At 68.6% G+C, this 15,620-nt stretch carries 13 protein-coding genes; 7 read left to right on the top strand and 6 right to left on the bottom strand.

Annotated elements, in window-relative coordinates; translation table 11 throughout:
• Nucleotides 1-20: 20 nt before the first annotated feature.
• Nucleotides 21-1,319 (bottom strand): c-type cytochrome, encoded by a 1,299-nt coding sequence (locus tag ACWMMN_RS14195; RefSeq protein ID WP_059233273.1) that lies wholly within the window; start codon nt 1,317-1,319, stop codon nt 21-23.
• Between the two features lie 19 nt (nt 1,320-1,338).
• Nucleotides 1,339-2,103: a c-type cytochrome gene (locus ACWMMN_RS14190; protein ID WP_034189042.1), complete on the bottom strand. Its 765-nt coding sequence runs from the start codon at nt 2,101-2,103 to the stop codon at nt 1,339-1,341.
• Nucleotides 2,104-2,481: 378 nt separating this feature from the next.
• On the opposite strand from ACWMMN_RS14190, the gene ACWMMN_RS14185 reads away from it, so the two are divergent.
• On the top strand, nt 2,482-3,414 hold the full coding sequence (locus ACWMMN_RS14185) for a copper resistance D family protein (RefSeq protein WP_059233274.1): 933 nt from the start codon (nt 2,482-2,484) through the stop codon (nt 3,412-3,414).
• A gap of 147 nt (nt 3,415-3,561) precedes the next feature.
• On the opposite strand, the gene dgoD is transcribed toward ACWMMN_RS14185, so the two are convergent.
• Nucleotides 3,562-4,710 carry a galactonate dehydratase gene (gene dgoD / locus ACWMMN_RS14180; RefSeq protein WP_059233275.1) on the bottom strand — a complete coding sequence of 383 codons (1,149 nt, stop codon included), beginning with the start codon at nt 4,708-4,710 and terminating at the stop codon, nt 3,562-3,564.
• 134 nt (nt 4,711-4,844) lie between these two features.
• On the opposite strand from dgoD, the gene ACWMMN_RS14175 reads away from it, so the two are divergent.
• Nucleotides 4,845-5,549 carry a FadR/GntR family transcriptional regulator gene (locus ACWMMN_RS14175; protein WP_059233276.1) on the top strand — a complete coding sequence of 235 codons (705 nt, stop codon included), beginning with the start codon at nt 4,845-4,847 and terminating at the stop codon, nt 5,547-5,549.
• A gap of 27 nt (nt 5,550-5,576) precedes the next feature.
• Here the strand turns inward: ACWMMN_RS14175 and ACWMMN_RS14170 are convergent, their stop codons facing one another.
• Complete coding sequence (locus ACWMMN_RS14170) at nt 5,577-5,822, bottom strand: DUF1272 domain-containing protein (protein ID WP_059233277.1); 246 nt, start codon at nt 5,820-5,822, stop codon at nt 5,577-5,579.
• A 154-nt stretch (nt 5,823-5,976) separates the two neighbouring features.
• On the opposite strand from ACWMMN_RS14170, the gene ACWMMN_RS14165 reads away from it, so the two are divergent.
• Nucleotides 5,977-6,324, top strand: a complete 348-nt coding sequence (locus tag ACWMMN_RS14165) for a GFA family protein (protein WP_059233278.1) — start codon at nt 5,977-5,979, stop codon at nt 6,322-6,324.
• Nucleotides 6,325-6,358: 34 nt separating this feature from the next.
• On the opposite strand, the gene ACWMMN_RS14160 is transcribed toward ACWMMN_RS14165, so the two are convergent.
• Entirely contained in the window at nt 6,359-9,466 is a 3,108-nt protein-coding gene (locus ACWMMN_RS14160) for a transglycosylase domain-containing protein (protein ID WP_174993165.1), read from the bottom strand.
• Nucleotides 9,467-9,889: 423 nt separating this feature from the next.
• Here ACWMMN_RS14160 and ACWMMN_RS14155 point away from each other — a divergent pair, with 423 nt between their 5' ends.
• A complete protein-coding gene (locus ACWMMN_RS14155; protein WP_486422778.1) occupies nt 9,890-10,282 on the top strand; it encodes an MAPEG family protein in 393 nt (130 codons plus the stop codon).
• 9 nt (nt 10,283-10,291) lie between these two features.
• Here the strand turns inward: ACWMMN_RS14155 and ACWMMN_RS14150 are convergent, their stop codons facing one another.
• Nucleotides 10,292-11,209: a LysR substrate-binding domain-containing protein gene (locus ACWMMN_RS14150; RefSeq protein ID WP_174993163.1), complete on the bottom strand. Its 918-nt coding sequence runs from the start codon at nt 11,207-11,209 to the stop codon at nt 10,292-10,294.
• Between the two features lie 199 nt (nt 11,210-11,408).
• On the opposite strand from ACWMMN_RS14150, the gene ACWMMN_RS14145 reads away from it, so the two are divergent.
• From ACWMMN_RS14145 to ACWMMN_RS14135, 3 genes are all read left to right on the top strand, one after another.
• Complete coding sequence (locus tag ACWMMN_RS14145; protein WP_059233282.1) at nt 11,409-12,725, top strand: MFS transporter; 1,317 nt, start codon at nt 11,409-11,411, stop codon at nt 12,723-12,725.
• A gap of 39 nt (nt 12,726-12,764) precedes the next feature.
• Nucleotides 12,765-14,237: an amidase gene (locus ACWMMN_RS14140; protein WP_486422777.1), complete on the top strand. Its 1,473-nt coding sequence runs from the start codon at nt 12,765-12,767 to the stop codon at nt 14,235-14,237.
• A gap of 116 nt (nt 14,238-14,353) precedes the next feature.
• Entirely contained in the window at nt 14,354-15,556 is a 1,203-nt protein-coding gene (locus ACWMMN_RS14135) for a porin (protein WP_486422776.1), read from the top strand.
• Nucleotides 15,557-15,620 lie beyond the last annotated feature (64 nt).

Raw genomic sequence — 15,620 nt, 5'->3', positions numbered from 1 at the left:
CCGTTTGCGTCACGCGTTATTTAGTCAAGCGGCGCGGAACGCAGGTCACTCACCTGTTGTGGCGAGATCGGCGTACCGTTGTTGCCCCACGACATCCGGATGTACGTTACTACTGCTGCGACTTCCTGGTTCGACAGCGACTGCGCGAACGGCGGCATGCCGTACGGACGCGGGTTCTTGAACGTGCTCGGCGGATAGCCGCCATTCAGCACCATGCGGATCGGGTTGACTGCCGATTCCATCATGATCGAGTGGTTGCCCGCGAGCGGCGGATAAGCAGGCGGCTTGCCCGCGCCGGTTTCGGCGTGGCAGGTCGCGCAGTTGTCCGCGTAGATCTTCTTGCCCTGGTCGAACAGCGCGTTGCCGAATTGCTTCGACGGCTCGTATTGCATGTTCTTCGGCGCTTCAGCCTTCTGCGGGATCGACTTCAGGTACGTCGACATTGCGCGCGTATCTTCGTCGGTCATGTACTGCAGGCTGTTGTGGACCACGTCCGCCATCGGGCCGAACACCGCGCCCTTGTTCGACACGCCGGCCTGCAGCAGGTCGGACAGCTCCTGCACGTGCCAGTCGCCGAGGCCGAGTTCCTTGTCGTTCGTCAGCGACGGCGCATACCAGTTCTGCAGCGGGATCAGGCCGCCGGCGAACGCCGACGAGCTCACCGGGCCGCCCATCATGTTGATCGACGTGTGGCACATCGAGCAGTGGCCGAGGCCTTCGACGAGGTAGGCGCCGCGGTTCCATTCGACCGACTTCGTCGGATCCGGCTTGTACTCGCCTTCCTTGAAGAACAGCGTGCGCCAGCCGATCAGCAGGTTGCGGTTGTTGAACGGGAACTTCAGTTCGTGCGGACGGCTCGGCACCGATACCGGTGCGACCGAGCGCAGGTACGCGTAGATCGCGTCCGAATCCGAGCGCGTGACCTTCGTGTAGCTCGCGAACGGGAAGCCAGGATACAGCAGGCTGCCGTCCTTCGAACGACCGGTGTGCATCGCGCGGTAGAAGTCGTCCGACGTCCACTTGCCGATACCGTTCTGGTCGTCCGGCGTGATGTTCGGCGTGTACATCGTGCCGAACGGCGTCGCCATCGGCAGGCCGCCCGCGAACGACTTGCCGCCGCGCACGGTGTGGCACGCGATACAGTCGCCGACGCGCGCGAGGTATTCGCCCTTCTTGATCAGCGCGGCCTGGTCGGCCGGCGTGGCCGCGACGGCGGCAGCGCCGTGCAGCGTGTCGTTGCCCGGCCACAGGACCGGCACGAGGGCGGCGGCCGCGACGATCGCGACGGCCGAGAGTGCAAACAGGGACTTGCGTTTCATTGTGTCTGTCTCCCTTGCCTTATTGCGGTTCGCTGCCGCAGGCGAGCGGAGTCTTCATCGAACGCGCCGGGGCCGGCACGGGGTTGGCGGGCGCCGGTTGTGCGGCGAGCCATGCGGTCACGGCCGTCACGTCTTCGTCGGACAGCTTCGACGCGATGTCGTGCATGCAATCCGGTGCCTTCGCGTGGCGGTTGCCCGAGCGCCAGGCGCCGAGCTGCGCGCTCAGGTAATCGGCGTGCAGGCCGACGAGGCCCGGGATCGCCGGCTGCATGCCGGTCAGCCCTGCGCCGTGGCAGGCCACGCAGGCCGGCAGCTTGCGGGACGGATCGCCCTGCGTGACGAGCTGCTTGCCGCGTGCGAGCGTCGCGGCCGGCAGCGTCGGCTTCGCCGGCGTCGGGTACGGCGGACGTTCGGCCGAGAAGTGCTCGGCGATTTCGCGCAGGTAGTCGTCGTTCAGGTACGTCAGCAGGTAGTTCATCGGCGGGTACTTGCGCCGGCCGTCACGGAAGTTGACGAGCTGGTTGTACAGGTACTCGGCCGGCTTGCCGGCAAGACGCGGGAAATAATCGTTGTCCGTGCCCTGGCCGTGAACGCCGTGGCATGCGGTACAGCCGCGCACGCGCTCGGCCATGGTATCGGGTGCCTTGAGCGGCGCCTGCTGGGCGTGCGCTTGCTCCGTGGGCTTGGTCTGCGCTTGGGCAGCGCTCATAAGGCCCGCGCCGCCGATCATCAGAACGGCGAGCAGCGGACGGAAGAGGCGTCTTGAAGACACACGAGACTCCATGTTTATTCGTCGGGGACCTTGTCCGGGCTACGATCGGCTCGGCGCATGGACGGCAGGACAGCCGGGCTGCTGCGACGCGGCATTCTATCATCGATGGGTAATGACGGCTATTTGGCAAAAGGACATCGGTTCCTGTCTGTTTGCGACTTGCGACAATTTGACGCGCATTGCTGCGCCGCTGTGTGAACCGGCGTGCGTTTTCACCATCGAAGACCGTACACTCGCGGGTCGCGCGGCGCCGCCTCCGCCGCTGGTCCAGTCATTTCTCCCGTTTCCGGATTCATCGATGACGTTTTCTACCGTGCCGTTGCTTGCCTCACGCTGTCCGTCCCGTTGCCGCCGCCTTGCCGGCCCGTCGCTGTCGGGAGGGGGCGCGCGATGAAGTTCGACAGCTTGTGGATCGGTCAGGTCGCGCTCGCGGCGCTGATGGACGCCGCGTTCGCGATGGCGGTCGGCTCGGCGCTGCTCAAGGCGTGGCTCGGCAAGGACGGCGCACGGCCGGTCATCGCGCCGTCGCATCCGGCGTGGCTGCGCGCGCAACATTCGCTGGTCGCGGCGGCGCTGGCGCTGGTGCTCGCCGATCTCGGCTGGCTCGTCTACGAGGCCGCGACGATGAGCGGCTCGGGGCTCGGCGGTGCGTTCGCCGCGATTCCGACCATGCTGATGCAGACGCACACGGGCTTCGCGTGGAGCGTCGCGTTCGCCGGTGCCGTGCTGCTCGCGATCGTCGCGCTCGCGAAGCCGGACGGCCGGGTCGCACACGCGGTGCTGTGGCTCGCGGTGATCGTGGTCGCGGCGGGCAAGGCGTCGCTCGGCCACGCGGCCGATACGGGCGCGCTGTCCGCGGCGGTCGGCGTGCACACGCTGCACCTGCTCGCGACGGCCGTGTGGGGCGGCCTCGTGCTCGCGGGCGGGCTCGCGGTGCTGCCGACGCTGGGTTCGTCGGTCGCGCGCGGCGCGCTGATCCGCATCGGCCAGCACCTGTCGCGCACGTCGATCATCGCGGTCGTGTTCGTGCTCGGCACGGGCGTGCTCAACGCGATCCGCGGGCTTGGCGGTTCGCTTGCGCCGCTCGATGGCAGTACATGGGGTCGCGTGTTGCTGCTGAAGCTGCTGCTCGTCGCGCTCGCGCTCGTGCTCGGCGGCCTGAACCGCTTCTCGGCGCTGCCGCGCCTGCGCCGCACCGCGTCGACCGAGGATGCACACACGTTCCGCAACATCCTGCATCTCGAAGGGATGACGATGATCGGCGTGTTCATCGCGGCGGCCGTGCTGTCGTTCAGCGTGCCGGGGTTCGCGGCGCTCGGCTGACCGCGGGTTCCGTGCGGGGCAGCGTAGCGATGCTCGTTGTCGACGCCCCGCGGATCGCAGAAGCAAAAACGGCCGCCTGTCGGGCGGCCGTGTCGAAGCCGGTGCGCGGCGTGATCGTCGCGCATGCCGGCTCATCCGATTCCTTCATCACCACTCGGCGACGCTGCCGTCCGCATGGCGCCACACCGGGTTGCGCCAGCGGTGGCCCGTCTTCGCCATCTCGCGCACCTTCTCCTCGTTGACGTCGATGCCGAGCCCCGGGCCTTGCGGGATCGCGACGAAGCCATCCTCGTAGCGGAACACTTCGGGGTTGCGCAGGTAGTCGAGCAGGTCGTTGCCCTGGTTGTAGTGGATGCCGAGGCTCTGTTCCTGGATGAACGCGTTGTAGCTGACCGCGTCGAGCTGCAGGCACGCGGCGAGCGCGATCGGTCCGAGCGGGCAATGCAGCGCGAGCGCGACGTCGTAGCTTTCCGCGAGCGTCGCGATCTTGCGGCACTCGGTGATGCCGCCGGCGTGCGACGCGTCGGGCTGGATGATGTCCACGTAGCCGCCCGCGAGGATGTGCTTGAAGTCCCAGCGCGAGTACAGCCGCTCGCCGAGCGCGATCGGCGTGTTGGTCTGGTTGACGATGTCGCGCAGCGCCTCGGCGTTCTCCGACAGCACCGGTTCCTCGATGAACATCAGCTTGTACGGGTCGAGCTCCTTCGCGAGCACCTTCGCCATCGGCTTGTGCACGCGGCCGTGGAAGTCGACACCGATCCCGACGTGCGGGCCGACCGCGTCGCGCACGGCCGAGACGTTCGCGATCACCTGTTCGACCTTGTCGTAGGTATCGACGATCTGCAGCTCCTCGGAGCCGTTCATCTTCACGGCCTTGAAGCCGCGCTCGACGACCGCGCGCGCATTGTTCGCGACGTCGCTCGGCCGGTCGCCGCCGATCCACGAATACACCTTGATGCGATCGCGCACCTGGCCGCCCAGCAGCGCGTGCACCGGCACGCCGTGATGCTTGCCCTTGATGTCCCACAGCGCCTGGTCGACGCCGGCGATCGCGCTCATCATGATCGGGCCGCCGCGGTAGAAGCCCGCGCGGTACATCACCTGCCAGTGGTCCTCGATCAGCAGCGGGTCGCGGCCGACGAGGTAATCGGCCAGCTCCTGCACGGCGGCCTCGACCGTATGCGCGCGGCCTTCGACGATCGGCTCGCCCCAGCCGACGATGCCTTCGTCGGTTTCGATCTTGAGGAACAGCCAGCGCGGCGGGACGACGAAGGTTTCGAGGCGGGTGATTTTCATGACGCGAGTCTCCATGGTTGACCGGCGCGGCCGCTCGGGCGCGGCGCACGGTCGCGTGCTTTCACGGTTATCCTAGCGTAGCCCGATAAAAAATAGTATTAATAGCATTATTGTGCAGATAGTGGGCAGCCGGCCTGCCGGCTCACCGGAGAACGATCATTCAACGCGACCTGCATGGACAGACGGCCTTCCGGCTCGCGACGGCGATCCTGCGCGGCGACTATCCGCCCGAATCGCTGCTGCCGAGGGAGCCCGACCTGATGGAGATGTACGGCGTGAGCCGCACGGTGATGCGCGAGGCGCTGCGCACGCTGACGTCGAAGGGGCTGGTCGAATCGCGGCCGAAGGTCGGCACGCGCGTGCGGCCGCGCCGCGCGTGGAACCTGCTCGATGCCGATCTGCTCGACTGGTACGCACGCGTCGCGCCGCCGCTCGCGTTCGCGCTGAAGCTGCAGGAGATGCGCGAGATGATCGAGCCGTACGCGGCCGCGCTGGCCGCGCGTACGCATACGCCCGAAGCATTCGTCGCGATCGACGACGCGGCGCGCGCGATGGCCGCCGCGCGCAACGTCGACGAATGGGTGCGCGCCGACCTGCGCTTTCACCTGAGCGTGCTCGAGGCCGGCGGCAACGAGCTGCTGGTGCCGCTCGGCGCGCTGATCGACCGCACGCTCGAGGCGCAGCTGCACCTGAACGCGCGCCGGGCCGACGTCTACAACGCGTCGCTCGCCGAGCACGTGGCCGTCAGCGACGCGATCCGCGTGCGCGACGAGGACGGCGCGCGCCGCGCGATGGCGACGCTGCTCGCGGTGACGCGCGCGCGAATCGAGATGTCGTGACGGAAAGGGGCGGGCGGCGAGGCGCCGTCAGGCGTTCGCGCAGCCGCCCGGCTTGACGATGCGTTCCGTCGACGCCGGGTACTTCGCGAGCAGGCTCGCCGAGCGCCGCGGGCGTGCGACCAGGTCGCCGCCGCAGTTCGGGCAACGGCCCTTCAGCACGTCGTCGGCGCAGGTCGCGCAGAACGTGCATTCGAACGTGCAGATGCGTGCTTCCGTCGAATCGGGCGGCAGGTCCTTGTCGCAGCATTCGCAGCCGGGGCGCAGTTCGAGCATGACGGTTTTCCTTGGTTGGATAGGGTCGGGACGCGCGCCGCCGGAGATTGCGTGCGGCGCATGCGAGCGCTACTGTACGCGTTTGGATCGGCCTGGCCAACGGTGTTCCGCCCCGGGTGCCGTCGATGCGCACGGGCCGCACCGGGAGACGACCATGCTTTATCGTGGCAGCTGTCACTGCGGAGACGTGAAGTTCGAGGCGGAAGGCGACCTGCAGGGCGTGATGGCCTGCAACTGCTCGATCTGCCAGCGCAAGGGCGCGCTGATGTGGTTCGTGCCGCGCGATCACATGACGGTGCTCACGCCCGACGAAAATCTCGCGACCTACATGTTCAACAAGCACGTGATCCAGCATCGCTTCTGCAAGCGCTGCGGGATTCACACGTTCGGCGAGGGTGTCCATCCGAACGGCACCGCGATGGCCGCGATCAACGTGCGCTGCCTCGAGGGCGTCGACCTCGACGCGCTGCCCGTCACGCACTACGACGGCCGCTCGCACTGAGCGGCGCGCCGGCGCGTGCGCACACGCGCCGCGATCAGGACGGTTGCACGGCCGCCGTGCCCGGCGCAGGCGTTTCCGCTTGCGGCGCGGGGCCGGCGGTGCGCGTGCCGGCGTTGGCCGGACGTTCGATCAGCGGCGCGAGTGCCGGCGCCATCGACTTCAGCAACTGCACGGCCATCGCGCTCGTGAAGTCGTAGCGGGCTGCGTACGGCTCGTGCGCGGTCGCCGTCAGCACGCCGAAGAACCGGTCGCCGATCACGAACACGAAGGTGCCGCTGCGGTTGACCTTGCGCGACTCGATCAGGCGCGCGCCACGCGCATAGACGTTGAAGCGCTGGTCGCCCGTGCCCGTCTTGCCGTATACATCGAGCGTCTTGCCGTCCGGCAGCGTGAGCCCGCCCGCGAGGCGGCGCGCGGTGCCGTTGAGCACGACGTCGCGCAGCAGCGTGTGCGCGACGTTGACGATTTCCGGCGACAGCATCGGCTGCGGCTGGGCAGCCGCGCGCACGAAGCGCGTTTCGTACGGCGTGCCCTGCGCGAAATCGAGCCGCGTGATCGTTTCGGTCGGCGCCTTCTGGCCGCCGTTTGCGATCAGGCCGATCAGTTTCGCGAGCGCATCGGGCTGGTCGCCCGATGCGCCGATCGCGGCCGCATAGGACGGCGTGACTTCCGCGAACGGGTAGCCGAGCGCGCGCCACGACTTCGTGATCTCCGCATACGCGCGCAGCTCGACCATGCGGCGGATGCGCCGGTCCTGCGTCGCGTGGTATCGCGTCTTGTACAGCCACGAATACGTGTAGAAGCGCGCGTCGCGGCTGTCGCGCTGGACGTCGGCGAGCGGCGCGGCCGGGTGCGCGCGCAGGTAGTTGAGCGTCCACAGCGCGAGCGGATGCACGCTCGCGATATAACCGCGGTCGTTGAGGTTGAAGCGGTCGATCGCGTACTTCGCGTAGAGCGCGGCGAGATCGTCGTCGGACAGCGACGCGGCAGGCGTGCCCTTCAGCTGCGCGCGCATCTGCGCATCGAACCACGCGAGCGATTCGTTCGGCGCGACGCTGCGCAGCACCGTCGCGATCTTCGGCGGCGACTTGCGCACGTCCTTCAGCATCAGCGCGAGCGCTTCGTCGGGCGCCTTGCCCGCATAGCGCGTGTAGTAGCGCTTCACGTAGACCTGGCTTTCGCCGTCGACGAACTGCTGCAGGTAGTGCTGGCGCTGCACGGGATCGTTGAGCCACGACGACGACGGGCCGGCCGCCTGCAGCGTCTCGTAGTGGACGATGTCGCGCATCAGCCGCACGAACACCAGGTTGACCGAGTGCTCGAACGCCGCGTGCAGCGTCAGGATGCGGCCGTTGTCCGACTTTTCGAAGTTCGAGAACACCTGCGCGCCGCCGCCCGTGTAGAACACGTCGGGGCTCGCCGAGTACTTGCGTTCGACGGCCGCGTCGAGCATCGCCTGCAGCGAGCGGTCGCGCGTATGCGACAGGTAGTCGAGCGCCCAGTGCGACAGCCCGTCGATCGGATCGGGCTTCACGCGCGCAAGCTCCGCGTTCGACAGGTTCGCGTAACGCGCATGCAGGTCCGACACGATCTGCAGGTACGTGATCAGCGTGCGCAGCTTCGCGGTCGAGCCGAGGTTGATGCGGCCGCCGCGGTTCACGTCGAACGGCTCGTTCACGCTGTCGGTCTGCACGCGCAGCATGTTCGCGCCGTTGCGGCGCTCGTACAGCGTGAAGCTGTACGTGAGGTGCGACGGGTCGTCCTTCGGCGCGAGCATTTCGAATCCGTACAGCCCGGCGGCCTGCGCGCCGTCGCGCGTCGACGCCAGCGCGAGCCGTGCGGCGACGGCCTGCTGCACGCCGTTGTCGAGCGTGCTCGTCGCCTGCAGGTCGAGCTGGTCGAGCTGGTACAGGTCGCTGATGCCGAGCGCCGACAGCAGCGACGCGCGCGCGGACGTCACCGCCTTGCGCGACACGAACGACTGCACGTGCGCGGCGGCCGGCGGCGCGCTGCGTTCGATCTGCGCGGCGAGCGCGGCATCGCGCAGCGCCGGCGAGATCACGCCGCCGGTCGACAGCAGCCGCAGGTAGCTGTCGGTCAGCTTCTGCAGCGCCGGGTAGCCGCGATTGAGGAAGTACGACGGCGCGCGTTGCGCGATGATCAGCGACAGCACCTCGCGGAACGTCTTGCCCTGTTCGTCGACGTTGTCGCCGGTGGTCGGCGCCGACAGGATCCGGTTCACGTCGTTGAGGTCGCGGCCGTACCACGCGGCGAGACCGTCGCCGATGCCGGTGATTTCGCCGATGTGCGGCCGCGCGGCGAGCGGCACCGAGTTCAGGTAGCGCACGACGATCGTGCGGCGCGCGAGCATCGTCTGCGGGCCGTTCAGGTACGCGCGCACCGACGCGGACGCGATCTGCCGCAGCTTCTCCGGCGGCGTCGCGGTGCGGCCCTCGGGCGAATGGCGGAACTTCTCGATCTGCGTCGCGAGCGTGCTGCCGCCCGGGCGCGCCTGATGGCGGTTGACGACGTGCAGCGCCTGGTCGGCGAGCGCGCGGCTGAAGCGCCCCCAGTCGATCGCCGGGTTGCGGTTCGGCTCGTTCGCGTCGAGCAGGTAGCGATCCTCGATGAACAGCAGCGAGTCGGTGATCACGTGCGGCACCGTGTCGAAGTCGGCATAGACGCGCTGCGGGAACACGGTCGCGAACAGCGGCGAGCCGGTCGAATCGAACAGCATCAGGCCCGTCTGGTCTTTCTCTTCGTAAGGGAGGAACAACCCGCGATCGCCGAGCGACAGCATCCGCTGCGAATCGCGCGCCTGCTTGCTGACGACGAAGCCGCGTGCGAGCAGCCGCTGCTGGAACGCCGGAATCAGCGCGTAACCGAAGCGCTGGTCGTACGGGCCGTTCGCGGGGAAGCGGATGTGATCGCTCGGGCCCGTTTCGACCGTGTAGCCGACGTCGCGGGTGAGCTCGGACAGGTAGTGCGCCTGCATCCGGGACGTTTCGATCTCGGTCTGCACGAGCCGCGCAACGATCGCCACCGCGATCAGCAGTGCGGCGAGCAAAGACCACTTGACCCACGTCCAGACCGATGCAAGGCCGGTCACACGCGGCAGGATACGATTCAGCGGCCGATTCATGGCGGCGTCTCCCTGAGGGCGCGGGTTGTCCGGCCGCACCCCATTAAGGATTAGTGTAGTCCTCCGCAGCGGGCTGCCAAGGGCGGTTGACTACCGAGATGCGTGGATGCAACGCGCGTGCCTGCGATGCACGGCAGCCTGCGCTGCGGTGCGGTGGCGCACGCCGTCGTGGCGTAACGTTTGCGCGTCTGGCGCGGAGGCGTCCGCGCGGCAGGGATGCCGGCGGGCAGGCTCGCGCAGCCGGGCTGGCGGACGACGCACCGGTTTCGTGCGCTGCGGCACCGCTGCAAATCGGGCCGGAACCCGTTCAGGAAATGGTCGTCGCCGCATGGCGGCGCTACGGGTTTCCGCGATAGCCGCGCGCGCCGGCGGCGAGTAGGATCGCCGGATGTGCGGCGCATTTCCGCTGACGCCCGGAGTCTCATGACGATCCATCCCGTCGCGCTCGTGTGCACGGCCATCCTCGGGCTGCTGCTGTTCGGGCTCGGGCTCGTCGTGTCCGTCACGCGCTTTCGGCACACCACCGGAAGCGGGTGTGCGCCCGATCCGGAGAACGGGCTGCACAAGATCGTGCGTGCGCACGGCAACACGGCCGAATACGCGCCGTTTCTCGCGGTGCTGTTTCTCTATTCCGGCGCGCACGATCCGTCGCGCGGAATCCTCGCGCTGATCGTCGCGGCAACCGTGTGCCGCTGCCTGCTGGTGATCGGATTGCTCGCGTGGCCGACGATGGCCAACCCGAATCCCGTGCGTTTCATCGGCGCGCTCGGCACGTATCTGTGCGGCGCCGCGCTGTGCATCGCGCTGTTCGTCTGAGCGACGGCGCTACCGCCACAGCAGCTTCGCGCGATCGTGCCGGCGCACGGCCTCGACGAAGCAGTGGATCAGGTAGTCGCAGGCAATCGTGTTCAGCGCGTCACGGCGCGTGAGCACGCCGACCGACACGGCCGGAATCGTTTCTTCCACGTCGATCGCGACCATCCGCTCGCGAATCCAGTCGACTTCCATGAAGCGCTTCGGCACGCACGACACGGTGTCGGTATGCACCGACAGCGAAAACGCCGCGCTGAACGACGTGCATTCGACGATCGGCTGCGGCGCCGGATAGCCGTGCGCGACGAACACGTCCTGCAGCAGCCGGCCGATGCTTTCCGGTGACGTATTGAGGATCCACTGCGCATCCTGCAGCTGCGCGAGCGACGTGCAGTGACGCAGCGGATTGCTTGCGCGCGTCATCAGGATCAGTTCGGATTCGAGCAGCGGCCGGAACGTGAATTCCGGCGACAGCCGTGTCGCGTCGACGATCGCAATCACGAAGTCGAGCGAGCCGTCGCGCAGCCGCGGCAGCGCGGTGTCGAGAAACCCTTCGCGCACGTCGAGGCGGATCGTCGGCATCCGCTGGCGGAATGCGTCGAGCGCGGCGGGCAGGAAGCCGAGCGACATCAGCGGCGTCAGCGCGCATGCGAGCGCACCTTCCTTGCCGCCCGACAACTGGATCACATCGTCGCGCGCGTGCTGCATCTCCGCGAGGATCAGCCGCGCGCGTGCGTAGACGGCCTGCCCGAAACGCGTGAGCTGCGCGCCGCGCGCGTTGCGCGTGACGAGCGGCACGCCGAGATCGAGTTCGAGTTCGCGGATCGCCTTCGTCAAAGCGGGCTGCGACAGGTGGATCGCGCGCGCGGCCGCGCGCAGGCTGCCGTGTTCGGCGATGGCGGCAAGTGCCCGGAGCTGGTGGTGTTTCACGGCGTGGCGGGGCGCGGCGGCAGTGGCGACGTTCGTATCCTACACCGCGCCGCCGCGTGGAAAGCACGTGATAACCGTGCGTTATCACGATCGAAAAATGTCGCTCCGGGCTGCGTATTTTGAATGCCTAGACTGCATGCGCAGGCCGTCGAACGGGCCGCGCACACGATACGCACAACCAGTACGGAGACACACCTTCATGAAGGCGCCCCGAGCGGACAGCATGTTCGGCGGGCATGTCGGCGACGTTGCCGCATCCCCGTCCAATCGTCAGTTGATCGTCGCCATCACGATCGGCAACGGCCTCGAATTTTTCGACCTCACCGTGTTCAGCTTCTTCGCGGTGCTGCTCGGCAAACTGTTTTTCCCGGCGGTCTCCGCGCAGCAGCAGTTGCTGATGTCGGTCGCGACCTTCGGCGTCGGCTTCATCGCGCGGCCGGTCGGCGGCGTCGCGATCGGGCTCGTCGCCGACCGCTTCGGCCGCGTGCCCGCGATGAACCTCACGCTCGTCACGATGGCGATCGGCACCGGGATGATCGGCGTGCTGCCGACCTATGCGCAGATCGGCGTCGCGGCGCCCGTGCTGGTCGTCGTCGCGCGGCTGCTGCAGGGTTTTTCGGCCGGTGGCGAGGTCGGCGTATCGACGTCGCTGCTCGCCGAGCGCGCGCCAGCCGGCGAGCGCGGCTACTACACGAGCTGGCAGTTCGCGAGCCAGGGCGCCGCGGCGCTGGCCGGCTCGTTCGTCGGCTTCCTGCTGTCGTATTGCCTCGATACCGCCTCGCTCGAATCGTGGGGCTGGCGCGTGCCGTTCCTGCTGGGTGTGCTGATCGCGCCGATCGGCCTCTACCTGCGCGCACGCTTCAGCGCGATCGAGCAGCACGCGCCGGCCGCCGCCGCGCGGCGCTCGTCGGCGGTGCTCGGCACCGTGCTGCGGCGCGACGGCGGCGCGGTGTTGACCGCGCTCGGCCTCGTGGTCGGCGGCACGGCCGCGCACTTCATCGTGCTGTATTACATGTCGACGTACGCGATCAAGGTGCTGCACCTGCCGATGGATACCGCGCTGTGGTGCGGGATCCTGTCCGGCGCGGTGATGTTCGTCGCGGCGCCCGTCGGCGGGCGGCTGTCGGACCGCATCGGCAGCAAGCGCGTCGCACTGTGGTCGCGCATCGCGCTGACCGTGCTGATCCTGCCGGGCTTCTGGCTGATCCGCGCGGTGCCGTCGATCGCGACGATGTATGCGGTCGTGATGCTGCTGGCCGCGCTGCATTCGGTCAACGCCGGCGCGAACGGCGTGATCCTCGCCGAGCTGTTCCCGAAGAGCACGCGCGCCACCGCGCTGTCGATTGCGTATGCGGGCGGCGTGTCGATCTTCGGCGGCTTCGCGCAATTCATCGTCACGTGGATGATCGGCGCGACCGGCAATCCCGCGGCGCCCGCGTGGTACGTGATCGTCTGCGGCGTGCTGTCGCTCGTCGCGCTCGCGTTCGCGTCGGATCGCAGCGAACACGATGCGTGATCGCCGCCGCTTCCTTCTTTCCTCTTCGCTCCGAACCGTATGACCGCCACCGTTTCGCTTTCGTCCCCGCCCGCCGACGTCACGGCCGGCGACCTGTGCGACCTGTCCGCCCGCACGATGCTCGACCTGCTGAAGACGCGCCGGATCAGCGCGTGCGACCTGCTCGACGCGCATCTCGCACGGATCGCAACGGTCAACCCGCGCGTGAACGCGCTCGTGACCGTCGTCGATCCCGACGTGCTGCGTGCCCGTGCGCGTGACATCGACGCCCGCTGGATGCGCGGCGAATGGCAGGGGCCGCTGCACGGGCTGCCGGTGTCGCAGAAGGATCTCACCGCGACGCGCGGCGTGCGCACGACCTACGGTTCGCCGTTGTTCGCCGATCACGTGCCGCAGCATGACGCGCTCGTCGTGCGCCGTTGCGCAAGCGCCGGCGCGTTGACGATCGGCAAGTCGAACACGCCCGAATTCGGCGCCGGGTCGCATACGTTCAACGACGTGTTCGGCGCGACGCGCAACCCGTGGGACCTGACGCGTTCCGCGGGCGGCAGCAGCGGCGGCGCGGCGGCCGCGCTAGCGTGCGGGATGAACGCGCTCGCCTGCGGCAGCGACATGGGCGGCTCGCTGCGCAATCCGGCGGCCTGGAACAGCGTCGTCGGATTGCGGCCGTCGCCGGGCCGGGTGCCGCGCGCGCCGGACCTGAACGGCTGGACGACGCTCGGCGTCGACGGGCCGATGGCGCGCGACGTGGCCGATACCGCGCTGTTGCTTTCGGCGATCGCCGGGCCGAGCGGCGAGACCGCGACCGAGCTCGCGGAACCGGGCGCGCGCTTCGCTCAGCCGCTCGAACGCGACTTCCGCGGCACGCGCATCGCGATGTCACGCGGCTTGCCTGGCGTGCCGGTCGATCCCGAGATCGAGCAGGCGGTCAACGCGCAGGCGCGCGTGTTCGCGGCGCTCGGCTGTGAAGTCGAGTTCGACGATCCCGATCTGTCGGATGCGGAGGACGTGTTCCGCATCGAGCGCGCATGGATGATCGGCACGCTGGTCGACGGATTCGACGATGTGCAGCGCGCGGCGCTGAAACCCGAGATTCACGACGAATACCGGCTGCATCGCTCGCTGACGGCCGCCGATCTCGGCCGCATGTTCGTGCGCAAGACGCGGCTGTTCGAGCGGATGCGTACGTTCATGCAGCGCCACGCGTTCTACGTGCTGCCGACCACGCAGGTGATGCCGTTCGACGTCGACCTGCGCGCGCCCGCGCACGTGCAGGGCGCCGCGAGTACGTCGTACATCGACTGGATGCGGGTGTGCTGGTACCTGTCGTCCACCGAGGCGCCGATCCTGTCGGTGCCGTGCGGCTTCGGCGCGGCCGGTTTGCCGATCGGCATGCAGATCGTCGGTCGCTACCGCGACGACTGGGGCGTGCTGCAGTTCGGCCACGCGTACGAAGTCGCCGCTGGCCGCCGCTGGACCCCGCCCGCGGTCGTCGCCGACGCGATGCGCTAGCCGTCTTCCCCGATGCACCCCTGACCGTTCCGGTTCGCACCGGAGCAGGCCGCGCGCCTGCGGGGGACGCGCACGCCTGCGTTTTGCCATTCGACCCGCGCAATGGAGATCTTCCGATGAAAAAACGGCTGTTGGCAGGCGCGGGTGTCGCGCTGATCGCGGGTGCGGCGCACGCACAGAGCAGCGTGACGCTGTACGGCATTATCGACGAGGGGCTGACCTACACCAGCAACCTCGCCGTCGCCGGCCCGAACGGTACCGTGAGCGGCAAGCCGGCGTGGCGGATGCTCGGTGGCGTGCAGCAGGCGAGCCGCTGGGGGCTGCGCGGCGTCGAGGATCTCGGCGGCGGGCTGGCGGCGGTCTTCACGCTCGAGAACGGCTTCGATCCGAGCACCGGCAAGCTCGGGCAGGGCGGGCTGATCTTCGGCAAGAAGGCGTTCGTCGGGCTGTCGGGGCCGTTCGGCACCGTCACGCTCGGGCGGCAGTACGACACCAACGTCGACTTCCTCGGGCCGCTCGAGGCCGCCGCGCTGTTCGGCGGCTACATGGTTGCGCACCCCGGCGACCTCGACAACGTGAACAACGCGAACTCGACCAACAACGCGATCAAGTTCACGAGCAACGACTACGGCGGATTCCGCTTCGCGGCCATGTACGGCGTGGGCGGCATCGCGGGCGCGGCGACGCGCAACCAGGTGTGGTCGATGACGACCGGCTACACGCGCGGGCCGCTCGCGGTCGCGGCCGGCTACCTGAATGCGCGCAACCCGAACGTGTCGTTCTTCGGCACGACCGGCAGCCCCGCGCCGGTCACGGGCGGCGTGCCGGGCAACAACATGCTGTCGCCCGTGTATTCCGGCTATGCGTCGGCGCGCACGCTGCAGGTCGCGGCGGCGGGCGGCACGTACGCGATCGGCGCGGTGACGTTCGGCGCGATGTACACGAACACGTCGTTCCGCCAGCTCGGCGACCTGTCGTCCGGGCCGAACCCGGGCGGCGTGTCCGGCAATGCGGTGTTCAACAATGTCGAGGCGAGCGTGCGCTACCAGTTCACGCCCTACCTGTTCGGCGGTGTCGCGTACGACTACACGCGCGGCGGTGGCGTGAACGGCCGCGACGGCGCGACCTATCACCAGGTCGCGGCGGGACTCGACTACTTCCTGTCGAAGCGCACCGACGTGTACCTGACCGCCGTCTATCAGCGCGCGTCGGGCACCGATTCGACGGGGCGGGCGGCGGTCGCCGCGATCAACGGCCCCGGCGCGTCCGCGAACGACCGCCAGTTCGAGGCGCGGATCGGCATGCGGCACAAATTCTGACGGGCGCGCGTGCCGCTGGCGGTGATAAGCTCGCGGGACGCCCGCGACCGACGGGCGGATTCCG

This window comes from Burkholderia cepacia complex sp. TUM26381 (assembly GCF_057439935.1).
Note: the sequence above shows the minus strand (reverse complement) of the source record. Positions and strands in the feature narration are given on the sequence as shown.